Origin of the sequence: Eisenbergiella tayi (assembly GCF_001881565.1) — a bacterium.
In the GTDB taxonomy this organism is placed as follows: Bacteria; Bacillota; Clostridia; order Lachnospirales; family Lachnospiraceae; genus Eisenbergiella; species Eisenbergiella tayi.
The window spans coordinates 1,739,507-1,756,591 of the sequence record NZ_MPDJ01000001.1; the positions used below are offsets into that span (position 1 = coordinate 1,739,507).

At 49.3% G+C, this 17,085-nt stretch carries 19 protein-coding genes and 2 pseudogenes; 4 read left to right on the top strand and 17 right to left on the bottom strand.

Annotation, left to right across the window (positions count from 1 at the left end):
• Positions 1 to 8: 8 nt before the first annotated feature.
• The 9 genes and pseudogenes from BLA28_RS07400 to pnuC all read right to left on the bottom strand — a co-directional run bounded on the left by BLA28_RS07400 (position 9) and on the right by pnuC (position 7,746).
• Positions 9 to 971: a helix-turn-helix transcriptional regulator gene (locus tag BLA28_RS07400; RefSeq protein ID WP_007862353.1), complete on the bottom strand. Its 963-nt coding sequence runs from the start codon at positions 969 to 971 to the stop codon at positions 9 to 11.
• A gap of 28 nt (positions 972 to 999) precedes the next feature.
• Positions 1,000 to 1,140, bottom strand: a complete 141-nt coding sequence (locus BLA28_RS33670) for a hypothetical protein (protein WP_007862354.1) — start codon at positions 1,138 to 1,140, stop codon at positions 1,000 to 1,002.
• Complete coding sequence (locus BLA28_RS07405) at positions 1,141 to 2,019, bottom strand: DUF4261 domain-containing protein (protein WP_007862355.1); 879 nt, start codon at positions 2,017 to 2,019, stop codon at positions 1,141 to 1,143.
• Complete coding sequence (locus tag BLA28_RS07410; protein ID WP_007862356.1) at positions 2,016 to 2,891, bottom strand: hypothetical protein; 876 nt, start codon at positions 2,889 to 2,891, stop codon at positions 2,016 to 2,018. Before BLA28_RS07410 ends, BLA28_RS07405 begins: the two co-directional genes overlap by 4 nt.
• 26 nt (positions 2,892 to 2,917) lie before the next feature.
• Positions 2,918 to 3,697 carry a hypothetical protein gene (locus tag BLA28_RS07415; RefSeq protein ID WP_009255084.1) on the bottom strand — a complete coding sequence of 260 codons (780 nt, stop codon included), beginning with the start codon at positions 3,695 to 3,697 and terminating at the stop codon, positions 2,918 to 2,920.
• A gap of 15 nt (positions 3,698 to 3,712) precedes the next feature.
• Positions 3,713 to 4,576, bottom strand: a complete 864-nt coding sequence (locus BLA28_RS07420) for a CbrC family protein (protein WP_007862360.1) — start codon at positions 4,574 to 4,576, stop codon at positions 3,713 to 3,715.
• Positions 4,577 to 4,591: 15 nt separating this feature from the next.
• Positions 4,592 to 6,814, bottom strand: a pseudogene (locus BLA28_RS07425) (DUF7832 domain-containing protein); the annotation flags it as partial.
• A pseudogene (locus BLA28_RS07430) lies at positions 6,802 to 7,011 on the bottom strand (ImpB/MucB/SamB domain protein); the annotation flags it as partial. The pseudogenes BLA28_RS07425 and BLA28_RS07430, both read right to left, overlap by 13 nt.
• Before the next feature lie 54 nt (positions 7,012 to 7,065).
• The gene (gene pnuC / locus BLA28_RS07435; RefSeq protein ID WP_009255087.1) at positions 7,066 to 7,746 is read right to left on the bottom strand and encodes a nicotinamide riboside transporter PnuC; all 681 of its coding nucleotides are present in this window, start codon (positions 7,744 to 7,746) and stop codon (positions 7,066 to 7,068) included.
• A 430-nt stretch (positions 7,747 to 8,176) separates the two neighbouring features.
• On the opposite strand from pnuC, the gene BLA28_RS07440 reads away from it, so the two are divergent.
• The gene (locus BLA28_RS07440) at positions 8,177 to 8,680 is read left to right on the top strand and encodes an acyl-CoA thioester hydrolase/BAAT C-terminal domain-containing protein (RefSeq protein ID WP_009255088.1); all 504 of its coding nucleotides are present in this window, start codon (positions 8,177 to 8,179) and stop codon (positions 8,678 to 8,680) included.
• A complete protein-coding gene (locus BLA28_RS34085; protein WP_025487931.1) occupies positions 8,677 to 8,865 on the top strand; it encodes a hypothetical protein in 189 nt (62 codons plus the stop codon). The genes BLA28_RS07440 and BLA28_RS34085 overlap by 4 nt, the downstream gene beginning before the upstream one ends.
• A gap of 438 nt (positions 8,866 to 9,303) precedes the next feature.
• Here the strand turns inward: BLA28_RS34085 and BLA28_RS07450 are convergent, their stop codons facing one another.
• Positions 9,304 to 10,083 carry a hypothetical protein gene (locus BLA28_RS07450; protein WP_009255089.1) on the bottom strand — a complete coding sequence of 260 codons (780 nt, stop codon included), beginning with the start codon at positions 10,081 to 10,083 and terminating at the stop codon, positions 9,304 to 9,306.
• A gap of 89 nt (positions 10,084 to 10,172) precedes the next feature.
• Here BLA28_RS07450 and BLA28_RS33075 point away from each other — a divergent pair, with 89 nt between their 5' ends.
• Positions 10,173 to 10,439, top strand: a complete 267-nt coding sequence (locus tag BLA28_RS33075) for a response regulator (protein ID WP_330385486.1) — start codon at positions 10,173 to 10,175, stop codon at positions 10,437 to 10,439.
• Positions 10,440 to 10,581: 142 nt separating this feature from the next.
• The gene (locus tag BLA28_RS07460) at positions 10,582 to 11,058 is read left to right on the top strand and encodes an acyl-CoA thioesterase (RefSeq protein WP_009255090.1); all 477 of its coding nucleotides are present in this window, start codon (positions 10,582 to 10,584) and stop codon (positions 11,056 to 11,058) included.
• A gap of 58 nt (positions 11,059 to 11,116) precedes the next feature.
• On the opposite strand, the gene BLA28_RS07465 is transcribed toward BLA28_RS07460, so the two are convergent.
• The 7 genes from BLA28_RS07465 to BLA28_RS07495 form a co-directional block, all read right to left on the bottom strand.
• On the bottom strand, positions 11,117 to 11,758 hold the full coding sequence (locus BLA28_RS07465; RefSeq protein ID WP_009255091.1) for a GDSL-type esterase/lipase family protein: 642 nt from the start codon (positions 11,756 to 11,758) through the stop codon (positions 11,117 to 11,119).
• 101 nt (positions 11,759 to 11,859) lie between these two features.
• A complete protein-coding gene (locus BLA28_RS07470; RefSeq protein ID WP_016360066.1) occupies positions 11,860 to 12,747 on the bottom strand; it encodes an ROK family protein in 888 nt (295 codons plus the stop codon).
• Between the two features lie 14 nt (positions 12,748 to 12,761).
• Positions 12,762 to 13,457 carry an N-acetylmannosamine-6-phosphate 2-epimerase gene (locus tag BLA28_RS07475; RefSeq protein WP_009255094.1) on the bottom strand — a complete coding sequence of 232 codons (696 nt, stop codon included), beginning with the start codon at positions 13,455 to 13,457 and terminating at the stop codon, positions 12,762 to 12,764.
• 220 nt (positions 13,458 to 13,677) lie between these two features.
• Positions 13,678 to 14,127, bottom strand: coding sequence for a YhcH/YjgK/YiaL family protein (locus BLA28_RS07480; protein WP_009255095.1), 450 nt, complete (start codon positions 14,125 to 14,127; stop codon positions 13,678 to 13,680).
• Positions 14,128 to 14,141: 14 nt separating this feature from the next.
• Entirely contained in the window at positions 14,142 to 15,071 is a 930-nt protein-coding gene (locus BLA28_RS07485; RefSeq protein WP_009255096.1) for a dihydrodipicolinate synthase family protein, read from the bottom strand.
• 56 nt (positions 15,072 to 15,127) lie between these two features.
• Positions 15,128 to 16,063, bottom strand: coding sequence for a carbohydrate ABC transporter permease (locus BLA28_RS07490; RefSeq protein WP_009255097.1), 936 nt, complete (start codon positions 16,061 to 16,063; stop codon positions 15,128 to 15,130).
• A 14-nt stretch (positions 16,064 to 16,077) separates the two neighbouring features.
• The gene (locus BLA28_RS07495; RefSeq protein WP_025482055.1) at positions 16,078 to 16,998 is read right to left on the bottom strand and encodes a carbohydrate ABC transporter permease; all 921 of its coding nucleotides are present in this window, start codon (positions 16,996 to 16,998) and stop codon (positions 16,078 to 16,080) included.
• Positions 16,999 to 17,085: the final 87 nt, after the last annotated feature.

Here is a 17,085-nt window from a genome sequence, read left to right on the forward strand (position 1 = left end):
CTTTTGCGCTATATAAATTCCTGAGCGATTTGCTGCATTTCCGTAATGCACTCTTTGGGAGAGAGAATTTTTATTTTCCCTTTGAATTTGAATATCCAGCCATAAAAAGTTCCACTGGGGTTCACTTCAATTTTGGCTGTGAAGTGTGTATCATCATACCTATCAACAGCAGCATCTTCTCCATAATGATCTATGATTACTCTCATCAATTCGTTTTCACATAGAAGGGTTACTTCCTTCGATGACTCCGATGTAAACATATCAACCATTTTATTTGTATAGGAGGCTACATCAAATCCCTCTATCGGCATAAAGTAAGTTTCCAGATTTTCTACACTTGTTAGCCGATCTACACGGAAGTGAGCAATTTTCTGATGCTTCAGAGAAAATCCAATCAAATAGTAATGGTCATTTTTCCATTCAAGCGCATAGGGATTTACGACATAATAATATCCATCGTGCTTTAAGATTTTCTTTTTTTCCTGAGTATATTCATAGTATTGGAACCGAATTTGCTGATGGTTTCCAATCGCTGTTTGGATATTATCAATGATATAGTAAACCTTTTCATTATGCGGTTTGACACGGCTGGATAAAGCAGCAAATTTTTGAAGCTGTTCTGCCTGATGTGTGCTGGTCAGACGGCATAATTTCTGTACCAGTTCCTCGGATTTCTTGGCAGAAATGATCTTCGAGGATGCTACTGCGTCTGTCAGCATTTTCAGTTCAGGATACTCAAACGGTCGGCTTCCCATAAAATATTGGTTTTGGGTACTCTTGACCACCACAATATCAATCCCTGCATCGATCAGCGCATTGGTATCTGCGTAAACAGTCTGCCGCACTGCCTGAATTCCTTTTCCATTCAGATGGGCAATGATGTCAGATACTGTGGCGGGATGGTTTTCATCGGTCCTCTCATAGAGAAACCGGAGTAATTCCAGTATCCGCATATTTGTTGAATTCTGCATACTTCACCTCCTCGATTCTTAAAATGGCCTATTTTGTATGGTGTCCAGCCCCAAAGACCAGAAGCAGGGCGACAGCACAGAGAAGCAGGCCGATCCAATTTCGATCTATAATCAGCTTGATCACCGCCACAAGCAGAAGTCCGCCTGCCAGGAGCACAACGCCATTCATTCAGCGTCCTCCCGAAGCATAGTTTCCCATGTTGATGTCCAGCACCCCTCTGGGCGGCTGGATCAGGGAGTCCTCATACTGGCACTTCCACTGGACCTCCCGGCACATCTGGCTATCCGCCACGCCGTCTATGGTTTCCCCATCCTGAATGGGGTTATCATGCTCCAGAATATAGGACGCTGCATTATAGGCGTGGTTTACCACCCAGTTGGGGTCCATGCCGTGGAAGTGGTACTGGAGATCCGGCAAAAACAGGGTGCTCATGCCCACCGTGTCGATGAGCATATCCTCCGTGCCCTCGATGTTGAAGAAACGGACATTGACGCCAAAGCGGATGAACCGATCCGGCCCCTCAATCTGATGGGAGCGCACATCCTCTGCCAGAAACAGCTTGCCGCAGTTCTGGAAATAGAACGCCTCACAGGTGGGGTACAGCTCTGCCAGAGCCTCCAGAAAGTCGGCATCCAGGTTGGCACGCTCCAGCGCTGGAAGCGCCGCAGTCAGCATATCGGTGGCCACCACCTGATATTTGCACTCCCGGAAGATCCGGTCACGGTCCTCCTGGCAGTCCCACATCTGGCTCATCAGAAAGGCATCAAAGCCTTTGCCCTTGAACTTGTCGCATTTCATCACCATCAGCTGTACCGGGTACTTGCCGTCCTGAAATTCCGCGACATGATCCAGGGCGGCAAAGCCGGCCATTTTCTTATCATAACAGAAGCACTCTGTTGATCCGATGTGCTTCTCCATTATGGCAGTCATTTTTTCTTTATCCGGCATTTCTACCGGCTCTTTGAACAGCATCTGAATGAGATAGGGACCTCCGGGCTGGGGGCCTTTTTTGTCGTCCAGATTTTGCTGGAAAGCTTTATTGCTCATTTGGGTTCCTCCTTCTTTTCTGGGAACAGTTTCCACCGAAACTCCAGCTCTTTCTGGACAAACTCTTTCGGCAGGCCGCGGGGGTTGGCGATGAGATACCATACCCGAAAGGTGCGCTTCTTCGGATCTGTTTCCTGCCGGTAGAGCTGATAGCCCGCCTCATCCTCCTGTGTCCACTGTCCTGTCTGCCGCTTGGCCTGCACAAAGGGTTCCACCACCTGGTCCAGTTCCTCTCTGGTGCGGCTTGAGGCCCAGGCTTGATCCACATCATTGGCGTGGGAGAGGTGGAACAACATCGAACCCATCCAGTTCTTTGCCTTGTGTCCAGGCGTTCCGCGCAATTCCGCCTGACGGCGGTACTCCTCCATCTGCTCCGCCGTTCCGTACCGTTCCACCATCTGCTCCCGCACATAGATGAACCAGCTGTAGTCCTCCGCCTCGGTGAAGGGGGCGCAGACCGGCTGTAATGCCTCCACGGGGTCTGCCTCGAAGCGGTCGATGAAGTCGAGGTAGTTGGCTTTGACCAGGGGCAGAAAGGTGTCCAGCAGCCCGGTGTTCAGCCGCAGGTCCTCTGTCAGCATCCGAAAGAATGAACCGCCTGTTGTGGGTTCAATTCTGAAAGAGTAGAGGTAGTCATCTCCCTGCTTTATGATACAGCTGAAGCCCACCTCCACATTCCCATGGCCGATTTCGTAGTCTATGTAGTTGTAGCGGCTCCGGTCAAACCAGATCTGATAGGTCAGCCCGTTTTTCATTTTCTTTTTGAAGTCGCCCTTTTTCAGACGCTTCCAGCCCTTTTCCTCCAGGCCCAGGCCGTTCCACAGGTAGTCCAGAAGTTCCTGAATTATATCTGCCGGCCGTTTTTGTTCCACGGTCTCCACCCCCTGACGAATTCTCTTTAATAGTCAAGCAGGATAGGCACCTGCTGCTCCTCGGCAAATCGCATGGCCCGCCAGAACATGGAGAAGGCAAACTTGGCAAGGGATTGAGTGTCATACTGGGTGTGTTCCGGGATGTCTGCCTTGCTGTACTGTCCATCTGAGTCTACGGTTCCGTCTACCGGGTATCCCTCCGTGTCTGCCCAGCCAAGGATAGTGTCCTCATCGGCCTGCCACGCCAGCTGGTTCAGCTTTTCCAGCTCCTTCCGCAGTCCGCCCAAGGTGGCGATAGCGGCGGTGTCATCGGTAGGCAAGGACCCTTGGAACAGAAAGCTGTCAGAAAGAGGGAGCCACCAGGTAGCCCCACGAAACAGGGACCACACCCGCTCCTCATCTGATGCAAGGCGGGCGACCAGAGGATGCTCCCCGAAGATCCAGTCCTTCTCCACGGTGGAAGGCACCGGTTCCTCGTATGTACGACAGGCGGCCACCAGCAGCATAGCGCCGAAGGCATCCCAATCCGGCTTGTCGGTGTAATAAGGTTTCTCATTATTTTCAAGCCAGGGAGCGTAGGGGGGCTGGCCCGGCTGAGAAATGGCGCTCAAGATCTGATCCCGCCAGTTCTCCACCGCCGCCTGGACCTCAGCCGGGGACATTTCTTCCTCCTTATCAGCAGGTTCCCCGTCCGGGGTGATGCGGTTGAAAGAGTATCCGTTTTCCTCCGCCCACTGCTGCACAACAGTTTTCCAGTTGTGAGAATAGTACCGGGTCAGCGTCCCGGCGTAGATGTCAAGTCCCATAGTAATGTCTCCTTTTCAATCAAAATCCATCCAGACCAGGTGTTTTCCGCAGTGGAGGCACTGGAACAGATAGCATTGCAGATGCCCGCCATTGACAGATTCCCGGATCATTTCTTTTTGCTCATCGTCCCACATCGGGTCGTCCAGCACCTCCTCCAGCACACCCAGTGCCCGCAGTTCTCTGGCTCCCACATTACCCAAATAGGCGCAATAGTCACCACAATGGGCGCGCCAGTATTCCTGCTGCCAGCCGGAGTAGCCGGGGGTGCGGTGGATCAGCTCGTCCAGCTTCTCCGGATCGTCTACACCATCGTCCACAGAGAAATCATCTTGAAAACTACCGTCATATTTCCGGGCTGCTTCGCCGTTGGCGATGCACTCTGGGCACAGATATGCAATATCCTCCACTGAAAAGAACGGATTGGTATAGAAAATATGGGTCGTCTTGCCACAGCAGTCGCAGACAACGCCGTCTGCGGATTCCTCAAAAGCCCCAGTTTCCAGAGGGTTTGGGTGATACCGGAAGGCGGGCAGGCCCAGCTGGGCCTGCCGTTCCTTCTCTTTCTGCTTTTCCTCCGGCGTTTTGGGCTTGGGGAGAGCATAATGATTGCCCCAGTTTTCCGCATAGTCCTTCAGCGTGCCCAGCCGCTTGAGGGTCTTTTTATCGGAACGATTTCCGATTTGGCAGAGCAGTTCATAGGCATCCTTCTTGAAGTCCAGTAGATCATACACATCCACCAGCACTTCCTTGGCCTGCTGATCCTCACTCTGCTCAAGTTCTTCCTTGAAGGTATATAGAGCGCGGACACTGTCCGGACCTTCATTGGTCGCAACAAACTGTTTTTTTAGTTCGATATAGGTTTTTTGATATTCTGTCATTGGTCGCACCTCCCATCAATCCCACCAGAAATACCAGACGGTGGACTGCCACAGGACAGCTGCCAAGGAGCCAATGCTTCCATCCTCATTCTGATCCAGATCTGGGCAGAAACCATATTGCTCCACAGCCACCTCCATAGCTCTTTCCTTGGAAATCGGAGTTGGAAGTTCAAACTCCAATTCATCGTGGCTCATGGCGGCAGGGATGGCACCATGTTGCTCGAACCAGTATTTCGCCACTGCCATCAGGTCCGGTGTGTCGGGACACTCATTCCAATTTCCAAAGGGCAGGTAGGCGAAGATCTCCCAGGGGTTCTTTACCGGAATTTTAGCCAGAATGAGCGGATATGTCATTCCGGTATCATCGTTCCAATAGTTTGCGAAGCGGTCGTTGGGTTCTCCGCCCTCCATCTCGCCCAGGACTTCCTCATCCCAGTCCAGATCATCGTCCTCGGCTTCTTCCTTGCGCTGACCGGTCAATTCCTCCAAAATCGCCTTTCCGTCCTTGATGGGAGCGGAGAGCATCTTCTTTCGATACTCCTCCACGGTTTTGAGGTCAAATTCATAGAAGTCCGCATCATGCTCCGGGTCAGCGTTCATCACCAGACACTCCAACTGCGTTTCATCATCCGCCTGGATAAGTACGGGAACAAAGCCCTCCCGTACCCCCAGCCGCCGGGCGTAGCTGTATGCTGACATGATGGGATCATCATCTGCCATAGACGGGAAATAGGTACACTCACAGTCCAGATACTCCATAATGGCCTGCGCCACCTCGGAAGGCTCCAGCGTATCCTCGTCAAAGTCCTGTCCCTGCCAGTTGGTGAAGCGTTCCTCAATTACCTCTGCCATAGCCTGATAGTAGTCCTCGTCAAAGGGGATGAATAAGTATGCCTCCTGTTGAAATTCATTGGAGTGGTATCGGGACGGACCAAAATATTTCAGGGCATAGTCATCAATGTCGGCAGGATAATAGGGCGCATCAATTTCTCCATAGTAATAATGGGCAAAGGCACGGCCTTTCTGATTGAACAGAGCCGAGAATAGACAGCCGAACAGCTCCTCCCGGATGAATGTTCGTAGGTCTGTGTTGCCTGGATCGGCTTTGACCTGATTTACCACTTCGCCATGCTCCGCCAGGAATTTCCCGCCCATCAGGTCATGCTCCATGCACCAGCGCAAATAAATCGCCATGTGGTTGTAGGCGTTGATGGGGTCAATGGGAAGCTCCTTCTCCTCAAGGTTCTCAATATGATAGGAAACATCATCCATTCCTATGCTGTCATCGTCATCCTCCGGATCTCCCTTTATAGGCTCGTAACCGATCTTCAGGGTCATCTGTTCCTCTGGCAGAGAGACACCGGGGCTGCGGGTGATGGTGTGCTTATCGTCCGCAGAAAAACCGATGGTCTCGCCGTCTTGCAGCGTCACATCACACGCCAGCACATAGGAGGCAAGGCTTGCCAAAAAGTCCCGTAGTTCCTCCGGCTCAGCGTCGGTGTTCAACACCTCCATTTCCTCCTTGCCAAACACATCCATGCCGTAGGTGTAGCCGTTTAGGCCCCCCTCGCTCCGGTACAGGCCGAACCAAACCCAGTTGAAGATGGGCAGTTCGTCCTTTTTGAGCATATCGGCAAGGCCCTCATAGAAACGAGGCTCAAATACCACGCCGCTGGTGTAGACACCGGTGGCGTATTTCTGCTTGCAGCACACTGCCATCGCCTTGGTGAACAGCTTACCTCGTTCCAGCAGTTTTTCCTCCTCGCCCAACACAGCCACCATGATATGGGCCTTGTGCGCTTTGGCCACTTCTACGGCCTCTGGCCACATATAGTTGTTTTCGGCGTTGATCTCTGCTTCATTGTCCGGGATGTGACCGTGGAATAGTGTCACAATCAGCATCATATTGCCGACCCGCATTACCACAGCGTCATCGCTGTTCTCAACATCTTCGTCGCCCTCATCCGGCTCCTCATCTACGATACCCCATTCTTCCCGCAGATCTCGAATCAACTGCTCCTTGTCCCACTCTGCTTTGGAGAGGAGCACAGATCCGGCAAAGGAACCCTTATGGTCGGTTTCCTCCTCGTCGGCGTCATCTTCAAGATCCTCTGCATCTTCATCCGGATCATAGAGGGATTCATGCTCCAGTCCGCGGATAAATTCCTCAAAGCTGTCTGCCAGATGGGTAATTTTATAGTCATTTTCCTGATCCACATGGACTACCTCTGCCGCACCTCAAAAAGACGGGCACGTCCGGAAATTCCATAGGCTTTTAAGGAAGGAGTCACCGCCAGACAGATGGTTTTGTCCGTGCGGATCTCGTCTGCAACCACAAGATTGGTGTCCAGGGGGTCAAGCCCTAACCCCAGGCACTCCACGGAGGCATAGAAAGATTTTAGGTCGATAGCGATATAGGTATGTTCTTCGGCAATAGACAACGGTTCCCTGTCTCCTTTCTGGAAAAATAACGTGCAATTCTCAACAGGTCAGCCCTGAACAGCCTCCCGTCTGCGCCAACTGATAAAGCCGTACATATCATTAAAGAAGAAAATTACAAAATTCACAATTACCGGAATATACGCCGGATTCTCCATGGCAGCCAGTGACCACAACACAATCAGCACCAGGTCATTGGCAGCATACCCCACCGCATAATAGGAAGAACGCAGCATGGTCAGTGCCGCCGCCACAAAGCTGGTGGTAATGGAAATCGTGCTGAACAGAAGATTGGGGGTTTTTAAAACCCACAAAAAATAACAAAAAATAACGGTTACAATGATGCCGGAAACAAACAGACCGAAAACGTGACATCGATTCAACTGCTGGATCGCCACTTCGCTGCCGTTTGTCTCCGAAGGATTTTTCAGCCAGGTAATGGTAGACCACACCGCCATGGGCAGGGTCATACCCAGATAGGTCATCATCTCACCCCAGTAGCGGAACCGCCAGGAGATGATGCCGTAGAGGATGCTGAACACCACCATAAGGATCTGTGCCCACACATTTCCCTTTGCGGCAAAAATCAGGGAAGTTACGCCCACCAGTGCCGCCACCAGGGTCGGCAGATCCACATCCCCGGAAAATAAATTGGAAACAACAACAATCAACAGGGAGCCAAGCCACAGGCTCCATTCTTTCTTTGTAAAATCTTTTACGGGATTACTCATGATTATAAACTCCTTTTTCTTATCTGGTAATTTGTTTATGACAAAAAGAAGAAGTCCAAGGATCCAATAGTGGTAGTGTGCGCTTATCTCGTATCATTTATGAACATCCTTTAAATTTTTCCGGGAACAAAGAGTCCATTGCCGGATCTTTGTGTGCGCCAGCGGTATGCATAGCATAAAAAAGCATCCGCACACATCTTCTGAGACCTAACGATGTGTAGCGAATGCTCTGTGCATTCCTACCCGGTGGCAGTCGTGTGAAACATTTCTGTTTCAGATACAAATATGCGGTTATTTTAATGGAAAAATCTCAATTTTGCAAGAGTGTTCTACTCCTTGATAGAGGAAATTTACCGCATTACAATGAAGGTAATATGAAAGTTAGATGTATCTAATCTTGGTAACTTGAGACTATACGAGGTAACGGAACATGAAACGGATTCATTTTGATGTGGAAACAGAGGGATTTTACGGAGCCTCCACCACCGGAACCCTGGCGTTGACAGCGGCAGCTTACTTCCCGGACATTACCCTCACCATTGCCATGACTCCCAGTGATTTTATCTGGCAGGGCTTTATGCAGGGAGAAAAGGACGGCTGTAAAGAGTGGCCCATCGAGGGAGAGTCCCTGTTTTCTTACCTGGGCAAGCCCCTGCCCTATATGCCCTTTGTGTACCAGCATCCTAAGTATTGGCAAGTGGTTCAGGCGGAATCGAAACGCGCTGGGGACATGCTGAATTCCAGAAAACTTTTCGATGACTCCGAGGCGGCACATCCCCTACAGGAGGAAGAAATGATTCCAGTGGAAAACATCAAGGGAAAACTGCTTGCCATCGGTGCAGAGGATGACGGGCTATGGGATGCTGCAAAATATGTTCGCCGCATGAAAAACCGATTAGCGCAAAGACTCACGTCTGCGAAGTGGAGGCCTTGACCTACCAGCACGGAACCCATTTTGTTTTCCTGGAGAGCATGATAAAGACCATGCTGCCCATCGGCTCCGGACTTTTTGTGAAACTTGCTTTACATGCCGCCAGAGAATATCCAAAAGAGTGCAAAACCACCAGAGAGGACATTGACCGCCGGATAAGCAAAGTCCTTGAGGAGTGGAGGCAGTAAAAAATGACGGCGTGTACTGACTGGCAACCTATAAGGAGAAATTTGCGTTGCTGTCTATGGGTTACCGGGAGAAAGGCATGCAAGCCTCTAACCCATAAGAGCGGATTTACTGTGATTCCTATAGGCTTCTGAAAGCACTGCGTGCGGGATATCAACCCATAGAATATACTTTTTGTAATCCTTTATGGGTCTTTTGTAAGCCTTGTAAGCTGGAAAATGTCAAATTTTCTTGAAATCAGACATATAAGAACTTGATTTGGTGCTGCTTATGGGTTGGACTACTATGAAAGCTCTAAAAAACCACCTATAAGGTATGAATTCAATCATGTTTATGGGTAAAAATGAAAATTATGTAAACTCAAAGTGTTTCAGAGATTGATAAAGAGAAAGAGCCTTTCCCTATAGCCGTGGAAGGGCTCTTCTTCTGTTGACCTATATTTATTTCAGAACCGTACCATCAGCAAGGGTGATGGTGTAGCCGTTAAAATTGATGGTGCCGTTGAGGACAATGCCATTGGTTAAGGAGAAATCCAGAGTGGAAATGTTGTCCACGATGATGTCTCCATTGATGGTCTGGCTGTCTGCGGTAAATTCCACCTGTGCGCCGTTACTTCCACTGGAGCCTTTGGTGTCGCTCATGTTTCCAATGACATCGCAGTTTTCCAGTGCGATGGAGTTTTGTCCCTCGATAACCAGCGCCTCAGAATTGTTGGCGGTCAAGGTTGCGTTTTTAATGGTGACGGTTGCTCCATCCACCCGGAGAGCGTTTTCATCATCCCCGGTGGAGGTGTAGGTGGTGCCGGTGTAAGTGCCATCCTCGGTGATGGTGTTGGCACTGTCACCCTGGGTTACCTCGCTGCTGCCCCCAAAACCGCCGTTTCCATCAGGAGCGCTGCCACTGGGCATCTCCGGAGTACTGTCGGAATTATTGCTGTTGTCCGGTGCGGTGTTCCCATCAGAATTTTCCGAAACCTCTCCCAGTGCCAGTGTGACGCTGGCGCCCCAATTTCTGTTACCTTTCCGGTAACGGTGGTCAATTCTTCGGTAGAAACAGTGGTTGTCTCCGCAGCCTCGCTGGAGTAAACCTGTGCAGTTCCGCAGGCAGACAGAGATAACGCGGTTGCGGTGGAACATAAAATACAAAGTGATTTTTTCATAAGTTTTCTCCTTTCCAAAGTCTGTTGTTTTTCTGTTGTCAAACGTATTGTAGCGCCCCATCCTAAAGCCTGCCTAAAGACAGGAAAAAATTTGCAAATATTGATTTCTTCCGCGTTTCCTCCTATACTATAAGGAAAGAATCGTGGAAAATCTCATTAGATTTTCCGGAGGCGCTTACCGTCTTTTTTGAAAAAAACCAGTTCAGTGTGGCTGCGGTACACAACGGACAGGACGCCTACGACTATGCCCTTTCCGGGGGCTATGATGCCATCATTCTGAATGTGATGATGCCCAAAATGAACGGCATCGAGGTGTTACAGCGGCTCCGCAAGGAAGGCGTCCAGGTTCCCATTATGATGCTTACCGCAAAAGGACAGACGGATGACCGCATTGCAGGCTTTAGCCGGAGCAGATGATTATCTGCCCAAAAGCCGGGTAGAGGAGGCACTGCGCCGCCTGGAGCAGCATGTGCTATAGTTCAAAACCGGGCATTGACCGGGGTGGTATGATGGGAATAGAGATTTAAGCAAAAGAAAGCAAAGAAAGCGGGGAAAATAAATGGAACCGAAAAAAGTGACAGACTCTCTGACGGAACAGATTCATGTAGTAATTTATCCGGACATTAACGGATTCGGACGGCTGTTTGGAGGACAACTGTTAAAGTGGATTGATGAAGTGGCAGGTGCTACCGCCAGACGCCACTGTGGGAATAATGCTACCACCGCAGCCATCGATAATCTGCAGTTTAAGGCAGGTGCCTTTATCAACGATGTGCTGGTACTTACCGGGCGGGTAACCTATGTGGGGAAAACCTCCATGGAGGTACGGGTTGACACTTATAAAGAGAACCCGGACGGCACCCGTCATCCCATTAACCGTGCGTATTTCGTCATGGTCAACATGGGAGAGGACGGCAAGCCCACGGAAGCGCCGCCCCTTCTGCTAAACCCCGACGACCCGGCAGAGCAGATGGAGTGGGACAACGCACTCAAACGCCGGGAACTGCGGCTGATGAGACGGAAAGAAGGGTTTTAAAACCATGACAAAAGCCAGTGGGCAAAACACCCACTGGCTTTTGTATACAACAAAATCCCTAGAGTATCTCTTTCATTACTTTTGTCAGCTCGTCTGCCAGAAGTTTGTGACTTTCCAGGCTCAAGTGCATCCAGTCGTAGGGGTACATCTCAATGCCGGGAATGGAGCCTGCATCCAGAAAATGGCAATGCAGACGGTCTGCCACATCCTTAAACTCCTTTGCCAGACCCCGGGAACGCTCTACGCATTTGTCTCCCATCTCACCGGCAACCGCGGTTTTGGCATAATCGGGATGGATGGGAGGCGGAGCAATCAACAGCACATTAGGCGCGCCTCTCCAGGCAGCGTGGGTGTCAATGGTTTTCTGTGCCAGACGCTCCAGACCTTTCCCGATGATAAAGGAATTGGCATTAAAGCGATCCTTGGTATCATTGGTGCCCAGCATGATAATGACTAAATCCAGAGGCTCATGGGACATCATGCAGGGATAGATGACATTTAAGCCACACAGTCCCTCGAAAACCGGATCCTCAAAGGAAGTGGTTCTTCCGCTGAGTCCTTCTTCAATGATATAGTAATCATCCCCCAGATTTTTCTGTAAAAGCTTGGTCCAACGCTCGTTCACATCGAAACGACCGCCGGTTTTGGAATTATATCCATGAGTATTGGAATCTCCGAAACATAAAATATTCTTCTGCATGTTTTTCCACATTTCTGCGCACGTTTTCTGCGCATAACGAGTTTGTGTCAAGTGCGCACAGACACAAACTCGCGATTGAAAAATTTTATTTTTCAATCTGCTTACTTCTCCTTGTCTAATAATTTCTCAGCCAGACTGACAGCACCCATCAGACCTGCGGTATTTCCCAGCTTTGCAGGAACGATTTCCACATGGGAAAGTCCCGGGGAAAGCTGTGCCTTTACCCGGCTTTTTATCTGGGCAAGCACGTAACTTTGTGCCATGACACCGCCTCCCAGAATGATGCGGGAAGGGTTAAAGACGCTGGTTAAGGTAACCAGACCGGTGCAGATGTCCCCAATCCAGTCGTCAATCACGGCTTTGATTTCAGGGCGCTCCATGGCGTCAAAAATCTTTCTGCCGTTGTCCAGGGTTTCGTCCACAGCCTTTGCCCGTTTCACCAGTGCGGTGGTGGAGGCGCAGCGCTCGTAACAGCCCTCCAGGGTATCCGTGCCATTCTTGACTTCCGGGTGAATCACAATGCCGCCGAAGCTGCCGGCAGAGAAGGATGCACCGGAGTAAACCTGTCCGTTGATGATGATACAGCCTCCCACGCCGGTTCCGTAGGTGAGGCAGAGAAAATCCGGATAGCCCACGCCTGCTCCGGAATGGAGTTCACCCAGAGCAGCGGAGTTTACATCATTTTCCACTGCCACGGGGACATGGAATTCATTTTTTATAATGTCCCGTACCGGCATGCCGGTATAACCGGGAATATTGCTGTTGGCATAAAAAATCGTGCCATTGTTAGTGTTCACTTCTCCGGCGGTGCTGATACCGATGGCATCAAAACCGGAATAAGTGTGGAGGAGCTGCATTACCCGCTCCATCAGATGGGCACCGCCCTGGGATGCCTCGGTGTCCCATTCTTTCATGTCGGTCAGTTCTGTTCCGTCCCAAAGACCTGCTTTGATGGCAGTACCGCCAATATCCACTGCGACAATTTTCATAAGAAGTTACTCCTTTATTTCTGGATTGCGGAGACAAATCTTGCGGTAATCTCAGCGGGTCTGGTAATAGCGCCGCCCACAACCAGTGCAAAGGCACCAGCCTCTAAAGCCTTCTTTGCCTGCTCCGGGTAGTGGATGTGTCCCTCTGCGATAATCTTTGCAGGACATTTTTCGGAAAGCTCATGGATAAAATCAAAGTCGATATCGTCAATGCCCTTGGTTTCGGGAGTGTAACCCCGCATGGTGGTGCCTACGAAATCAGCCCCAGCCCCGGCACAGGCGATACCCTCTTCCAGGGTAGCGCAGTCTGCCATCACAAGCTGGTCAGGATACTTCTCTTTAATGGCTGCGATAAACTGGGGAGCCGTGCTGCCGTCGGGACGCAGTGCGCTGGTTCCCTGAACTGCCAGGATATCCACGCCACATGCCACCAGCTCATCTACCTCTTTCATGGTAACCGTGATGTACATGGGAGTTCCCTCGTAATCCTTTTTGATGATACCGATAACGGGAAGGTCAACTGCCTCTTTAATCTGGGTAATATCCCGGACAGTGTTGGCGCGGATGCCCACTGCGCCGGACTGTGCAGCCGCTTTTGCCATCAAAGGCATAACGCCGCCTTCTTTTGTATACAAAGGCTCATGCTCCAGTGCCTGACAGGAGACGATGAGTCCTCCCTTAATCTGTTTAAATATTGCCTCTTTGTCCATAATGTAGTCCTGCCTTTCTTTTTAAATAATGGAATAACTATCCAGACACCATACGCCATATAAATCTGCCCTTCTGTCTAAATGCCAGCATTTACAGAAGACAAATCTGCCTGGCTCTGAATCGTAATTATAATTGGAGAAATCCCAAGGTTTTCTGCCTTGGGATTTTCCTTATTTCATAGGAAATTTTCCCTACGAAATAAAAAGTTTATGAGGGATTTTAGGAAACTTCAATTTTAATGACCGCTTTCCGTACATGGGTACAGTCTCCGTTGATACAACTGGGCTTGTGGTATTCCATGGGGAAAAAGACAGTAAACCTTCCATTGCCCAGAGTTCCGGTACAGGTGGGAGTTCCGGTCATAAGACCGCAATCCCTTTCCTCACTGTATTCCTCTGCGGTTTCACCGGAAAGAGTACATTCCCAATATTCACCTCCGGTTATGTTAATCTGTAAGTCTGCATATTTTTTGTGATATTCAAAGGTGGCACCCTCTGCCTCACGCAAATCTGCCTCCATGACATTGACGAAAACGTGGTCGCCGTCAATCACGGTTTTTCCATCGGGGAGTGTGCTTAAATCTGTTTTCAGCAAAAAGTCAATCGCTGTGTCCAGATAGGGCTGCATCCCGCGATAGAGGGTTATGTGTTTGATAGAATCTGCAATCATAGTATTTCCTCGGATTAAAGTTCAGCGATCGCTGCCTCAATCATTTTCTGTGCCTCTACAACAACAGCCTCATCCTCCGGTGCCAGAGGAGCGAGAGGAAGTCTTACGCTGCCAAGCTCCAGACCGTACATTCTGTGGAGGATTTCCTTCATTACGGCATACAGATTACCCTTTGCCTCGCACATTTTGTAGATGATAGCATCAGCCTTGTACTGGATTTTCATGGCATCCGCAAAATTGTTCTCACGAATCAGCTTATCCATGGTTACGAACAGCTCCGGCATAACCGCATAGGTTCCACCGATTCCGCCGTCAGCACCGATAGCGCGTCCGGAAACAAACTGCTCATCGGGGCCGTTGAACACTACGAATCCATTTTCGCCACGCTGATGTACACCCTCTGCCTTGAACAGCTGGATATCCTGAGTGGGCATGGAAGAGTTCTTAACAGCGATAACGTTGGGGTTTTTCAGCATTTCTTTTAATAAATTCATGGATAAAGCGGTGCCTGCCAGCTGAGGAATGTTATAAATAACGAAATCCAGATCAGGTGCAGCAGCACTCATAGCGTTCCAATATTCTGCGATGGCATATTCCGGTAAGTGGAAGTAAATGGGAGGGATGGATGCGATGGCATCAGCACCAACGCTCTGGGCATGGGCAGCCAGCTCCACGCTGTCTGCGGTGTTGTTACAGCCTACATGAGCAATGACGGTAAGCTTTCCCTTTGCCTCCTCCATAACAGCTTCCAGGACTTTTTTGCGCTCATCCACGTGCTGGTAAATGCACTCGCCGGAAGAACCGCCCACATACACACCCTTCACACCTTTGGAAATCAGATGGCGGGTTAAAGCCTTTACACCTTCTACAGAAATATTTCCATCTTTGTCATAGCAGGCATAAAATGCCGGGATGACGCCTTGATACTTTGTAATGTCTTTCATTTATTTTGCCTCATTTCCACGCCTTCAACGGCGCATATCCTTCTATATAGAAATAATTAACCCTTTACAGCTCCCATTGCAATACCCTTTGTAAAGTATTTCTGGAAAATCAGGAATACGATGATGATAGGTACAGCGGCCAGAGCAGCACCTGCCATAATCAGACCGAAGTCCGTAGCGTTCTCTGCCTGTAACTTCGCGATACCAAGGGAGATGGTCAGGTTGCTTGTGCTGGATAACATAATTAACTGCATGAAGTAATCGTTCCAGCTGTTGATGAAGGTAAAGATAGCCAGCGCACCGATACCGGGCTTAATCATAGGTACAATGATTCGGACAAAGGTCTTTGCCTCACTTGCACCATCAATGGATGCTGCCTCAATCATCTCGGAAGGAACACCCTCGGAGAACTGTTTCATCAGAAACACACCGAAAGGCCAGCCAACGATGGGGAATACAACTGCCCAGATGGTATTGTACAGATCTAAATTGGACATTTCACGCAGCAGGGGGACTAAGATAACCTGTTTCGGTAAAGCCATTGCACATACAATCATGGTGAACAGGAACTGACGTCCTACGAATCTTTTCTTTGCCAGAGCGTATCCAGCCATGGAAGCAGTGATACAGGTAAGAATCATGGACAGTACAGCCATTACCACAGTGTTGATTAACCAACGGATTGCAGCGGGCACGGAGGGACCGGATACAATCAGTTTCAAGTCGCTGCTGCCGGTAAACAGGCTGCTGAAGGGGATGGTAAACTGGAACAGCGGTGCAGTCTGACGGCTGAACAGCTTCTGGTAGTTTGCCAGAGTCCACTCCTGGGGCCACCAAATCGGGGTAGTAGAGTTGATAGCTGCGTTGGTTTTAAAGGAACCTGTAATAATCCAGTATAACGGGAAGGTAAATAAAACCGCTAAAATGGCAATGATGATAATACTGATAATTCTATAGACAGAAGGATGATTTAATTTTTTCTCTTTTTTCATTTTCTCTCCTCCTTCTAATCGTTGCTGTTTCCGAGTTTAAACTGTATAGCGGAAAGGATAGCAATCATGATGGCAAGAACAACGCCCATTGCATCGCCGTAACCGTAACGGTACAGTTTAAATGCAGAATAGTAAATGTAGTACATGATAGTGTCGGTGCTGTGATTCGGTCCGCCGGATGTCAGCAGCTGAATCAGTGCGAAACACTGGAAACTGTTAATGGTAGTAATAACGAGAATATATAAAGTGGTCGGCATAATCTGCGGCCATTTAACTTTCCAGAAAGCCTGAAATCTGGTGGCGCCGTCTACATTGGCAGCCTCGACCAGAGATGCGTCCACGTTGCCGAGGGCAGATACATATAAGACAATGGGCTGACCTACGGAAGTGGTAAGCAGGATGATAATGATGCAGGCAAGGGCATAACGCTCGTCACCCAGCCAGTTAATGTTCTTTTCGATAAGACCGGTAGTAGTCCCTAAGTAATTGAAAATTCCGTAGTAGTTGTTAAACATCCACTTCCATACAACGGTAACGGCTACGGAACCGGTTACAACAGGAAGATAGAAGATGATTCGGAATAAAGAAGTTGCCCATCCCTTTAAATCTACAATAATAGAAGATACCCACAGGGAAAAAGCACCGGTAATCGGAACGGAAACGACAACAATAATGAAGGTGTTTTTCAACGCTCCGAGGAAAACTTTGTCTTGGAATAACTCTTTATAGTTGGCAAATCCAACAAATACATCTTTGGCGTTCATAGTGGAGTCAAAGAAGCTGGTCCACACGCATAAAACGATGGGGTAGATAACGAATCCCAGGAAGAAGATTAAGCTGGGGAGCAGAAAAAGGTATGCGGCAGTCGTCTCCTTACGCACTAATACACGGCTGCGTTTTGATGGTTTCACTGCTGATTTCACGGAAAGCACCATCCTTTCAGTTACTTTTTTTGATAAGAAAACCCTCCTCCGGAAATCCTGAGGAGGGTTTTCTGGTATAGTTATAGGGTTCAACTAGTT

Bases quoted from the DNA above. Each gene is read 5' to 3' on its own strand.
- BLA28_RS07485 (WP_009255096.1), bottom strand. From the start codon at position 15,071: ATGAAAGACATTACAAAGTATCAAGGCGTCATCCCGGCATTTTATGCC.
- BLA28_RS07420 (WP_007862360.1), bottom strand. From the start codon at position 4,576: ATGACAGAATATCAAAAAACCTATATCGAACTAAAAAAACAGTTTGTT.
- BLA28_RS33670 (WP_007862354.1), bottom strand. From the start codon at position 1,140: ATGAATGGCGTTGTGCTCCTGGCAGGCGGACTTCTGCTTGTGGCGGTG.
- BLA28_RS07460 (WP_009255090.1), top strand. From the start codon at position 10,582: ATGGAACCGAAAAAAGTGACAGACTCTCTGACGGAACAGATTCATGTA.
- BLA28_RS07405 (WP_007862355.1), bottom strand. From the start codon at position 2,019: ATGAGCAATAAAGCTTTCCAGCAAAATCTGGACGACAAAAAAGGCCCC.
- BLA28_RS07490 (WP_009255097.1), bottom strand. From the start codon at position 16,063: ATGAAAAAAGAGAAAAAATTAAATCATCCTTCTGTCTATAGAATTATC.
- BLA28_RS07440 (WP_009255088.1), top strand. From the start codon at position 8,177: ATGAAACGGATTCATTTTGATGTGGAAACAGAGGGATTTTACGGAGCC.
- BLA28_RS07400 (WP_007862353.1), bottom strand. From the start codon at position 971: ATGCAGAATTCAACAAATATGCGGATACTGGAATTACTCCGGTTTCTC.
- BLA28_RS07415 (WP_009255084.1), bottom strand. From the start codon at position 3,697: ATGGGACTTGACATCTACGCCGGGACGCTGACCCGGTACTATTCTCAC.
- BLA28_RS07465 (WP_009255091.1), bottom strand. From the start codon at position 11,758: ATGCAGAAGAATATTTTATGTTTCGGAGATTCCAATACTCATGGATAT.
- BLA28_RS07495 (WP_025482055.1), bottom strand. From the start codon at position 16,998: ATGGTGCTTTCCGTGAAATCAGCAGTGAAACCATCAAAACGCAGCCGT.
- BLA28_RS07470 (WP_016360066.1), bottom strand. From the start codon at position 12,747: ATGAAAATTGTCGCAGTGGATATTGGCGGTACTGCCATCAAAGCAGGT.
- BLA28_RS07480 (WP_009255095.1), bottom strand. From the start codon at position 14,127: ATGATTGCAGATTCTATCAAACACATAACCCTCTATCGCGGGATGCAG.
- pnuC (WP_009255087.1), bottom strand. From the start codon at position 7,746: ATGAGTAATCCCGTAAAAGATTTTACAAAGAAAGAATGGAGCCTGTGG.
- BLA28_RS07475 (WP_009255094.1), bottom strand. From the start codon at position 13,457: ATGGACAAAGAGGCAATATTTAAACAGATTAAGGGAGGACTCATCGTC.
- BLA28_RS07450 (WP_009255089.1), bottom strand. From the start codon at position 10,083: ATGGGGCGCTACAATACGTTTGACAACAGAAAAACAACAGACTTTGGA.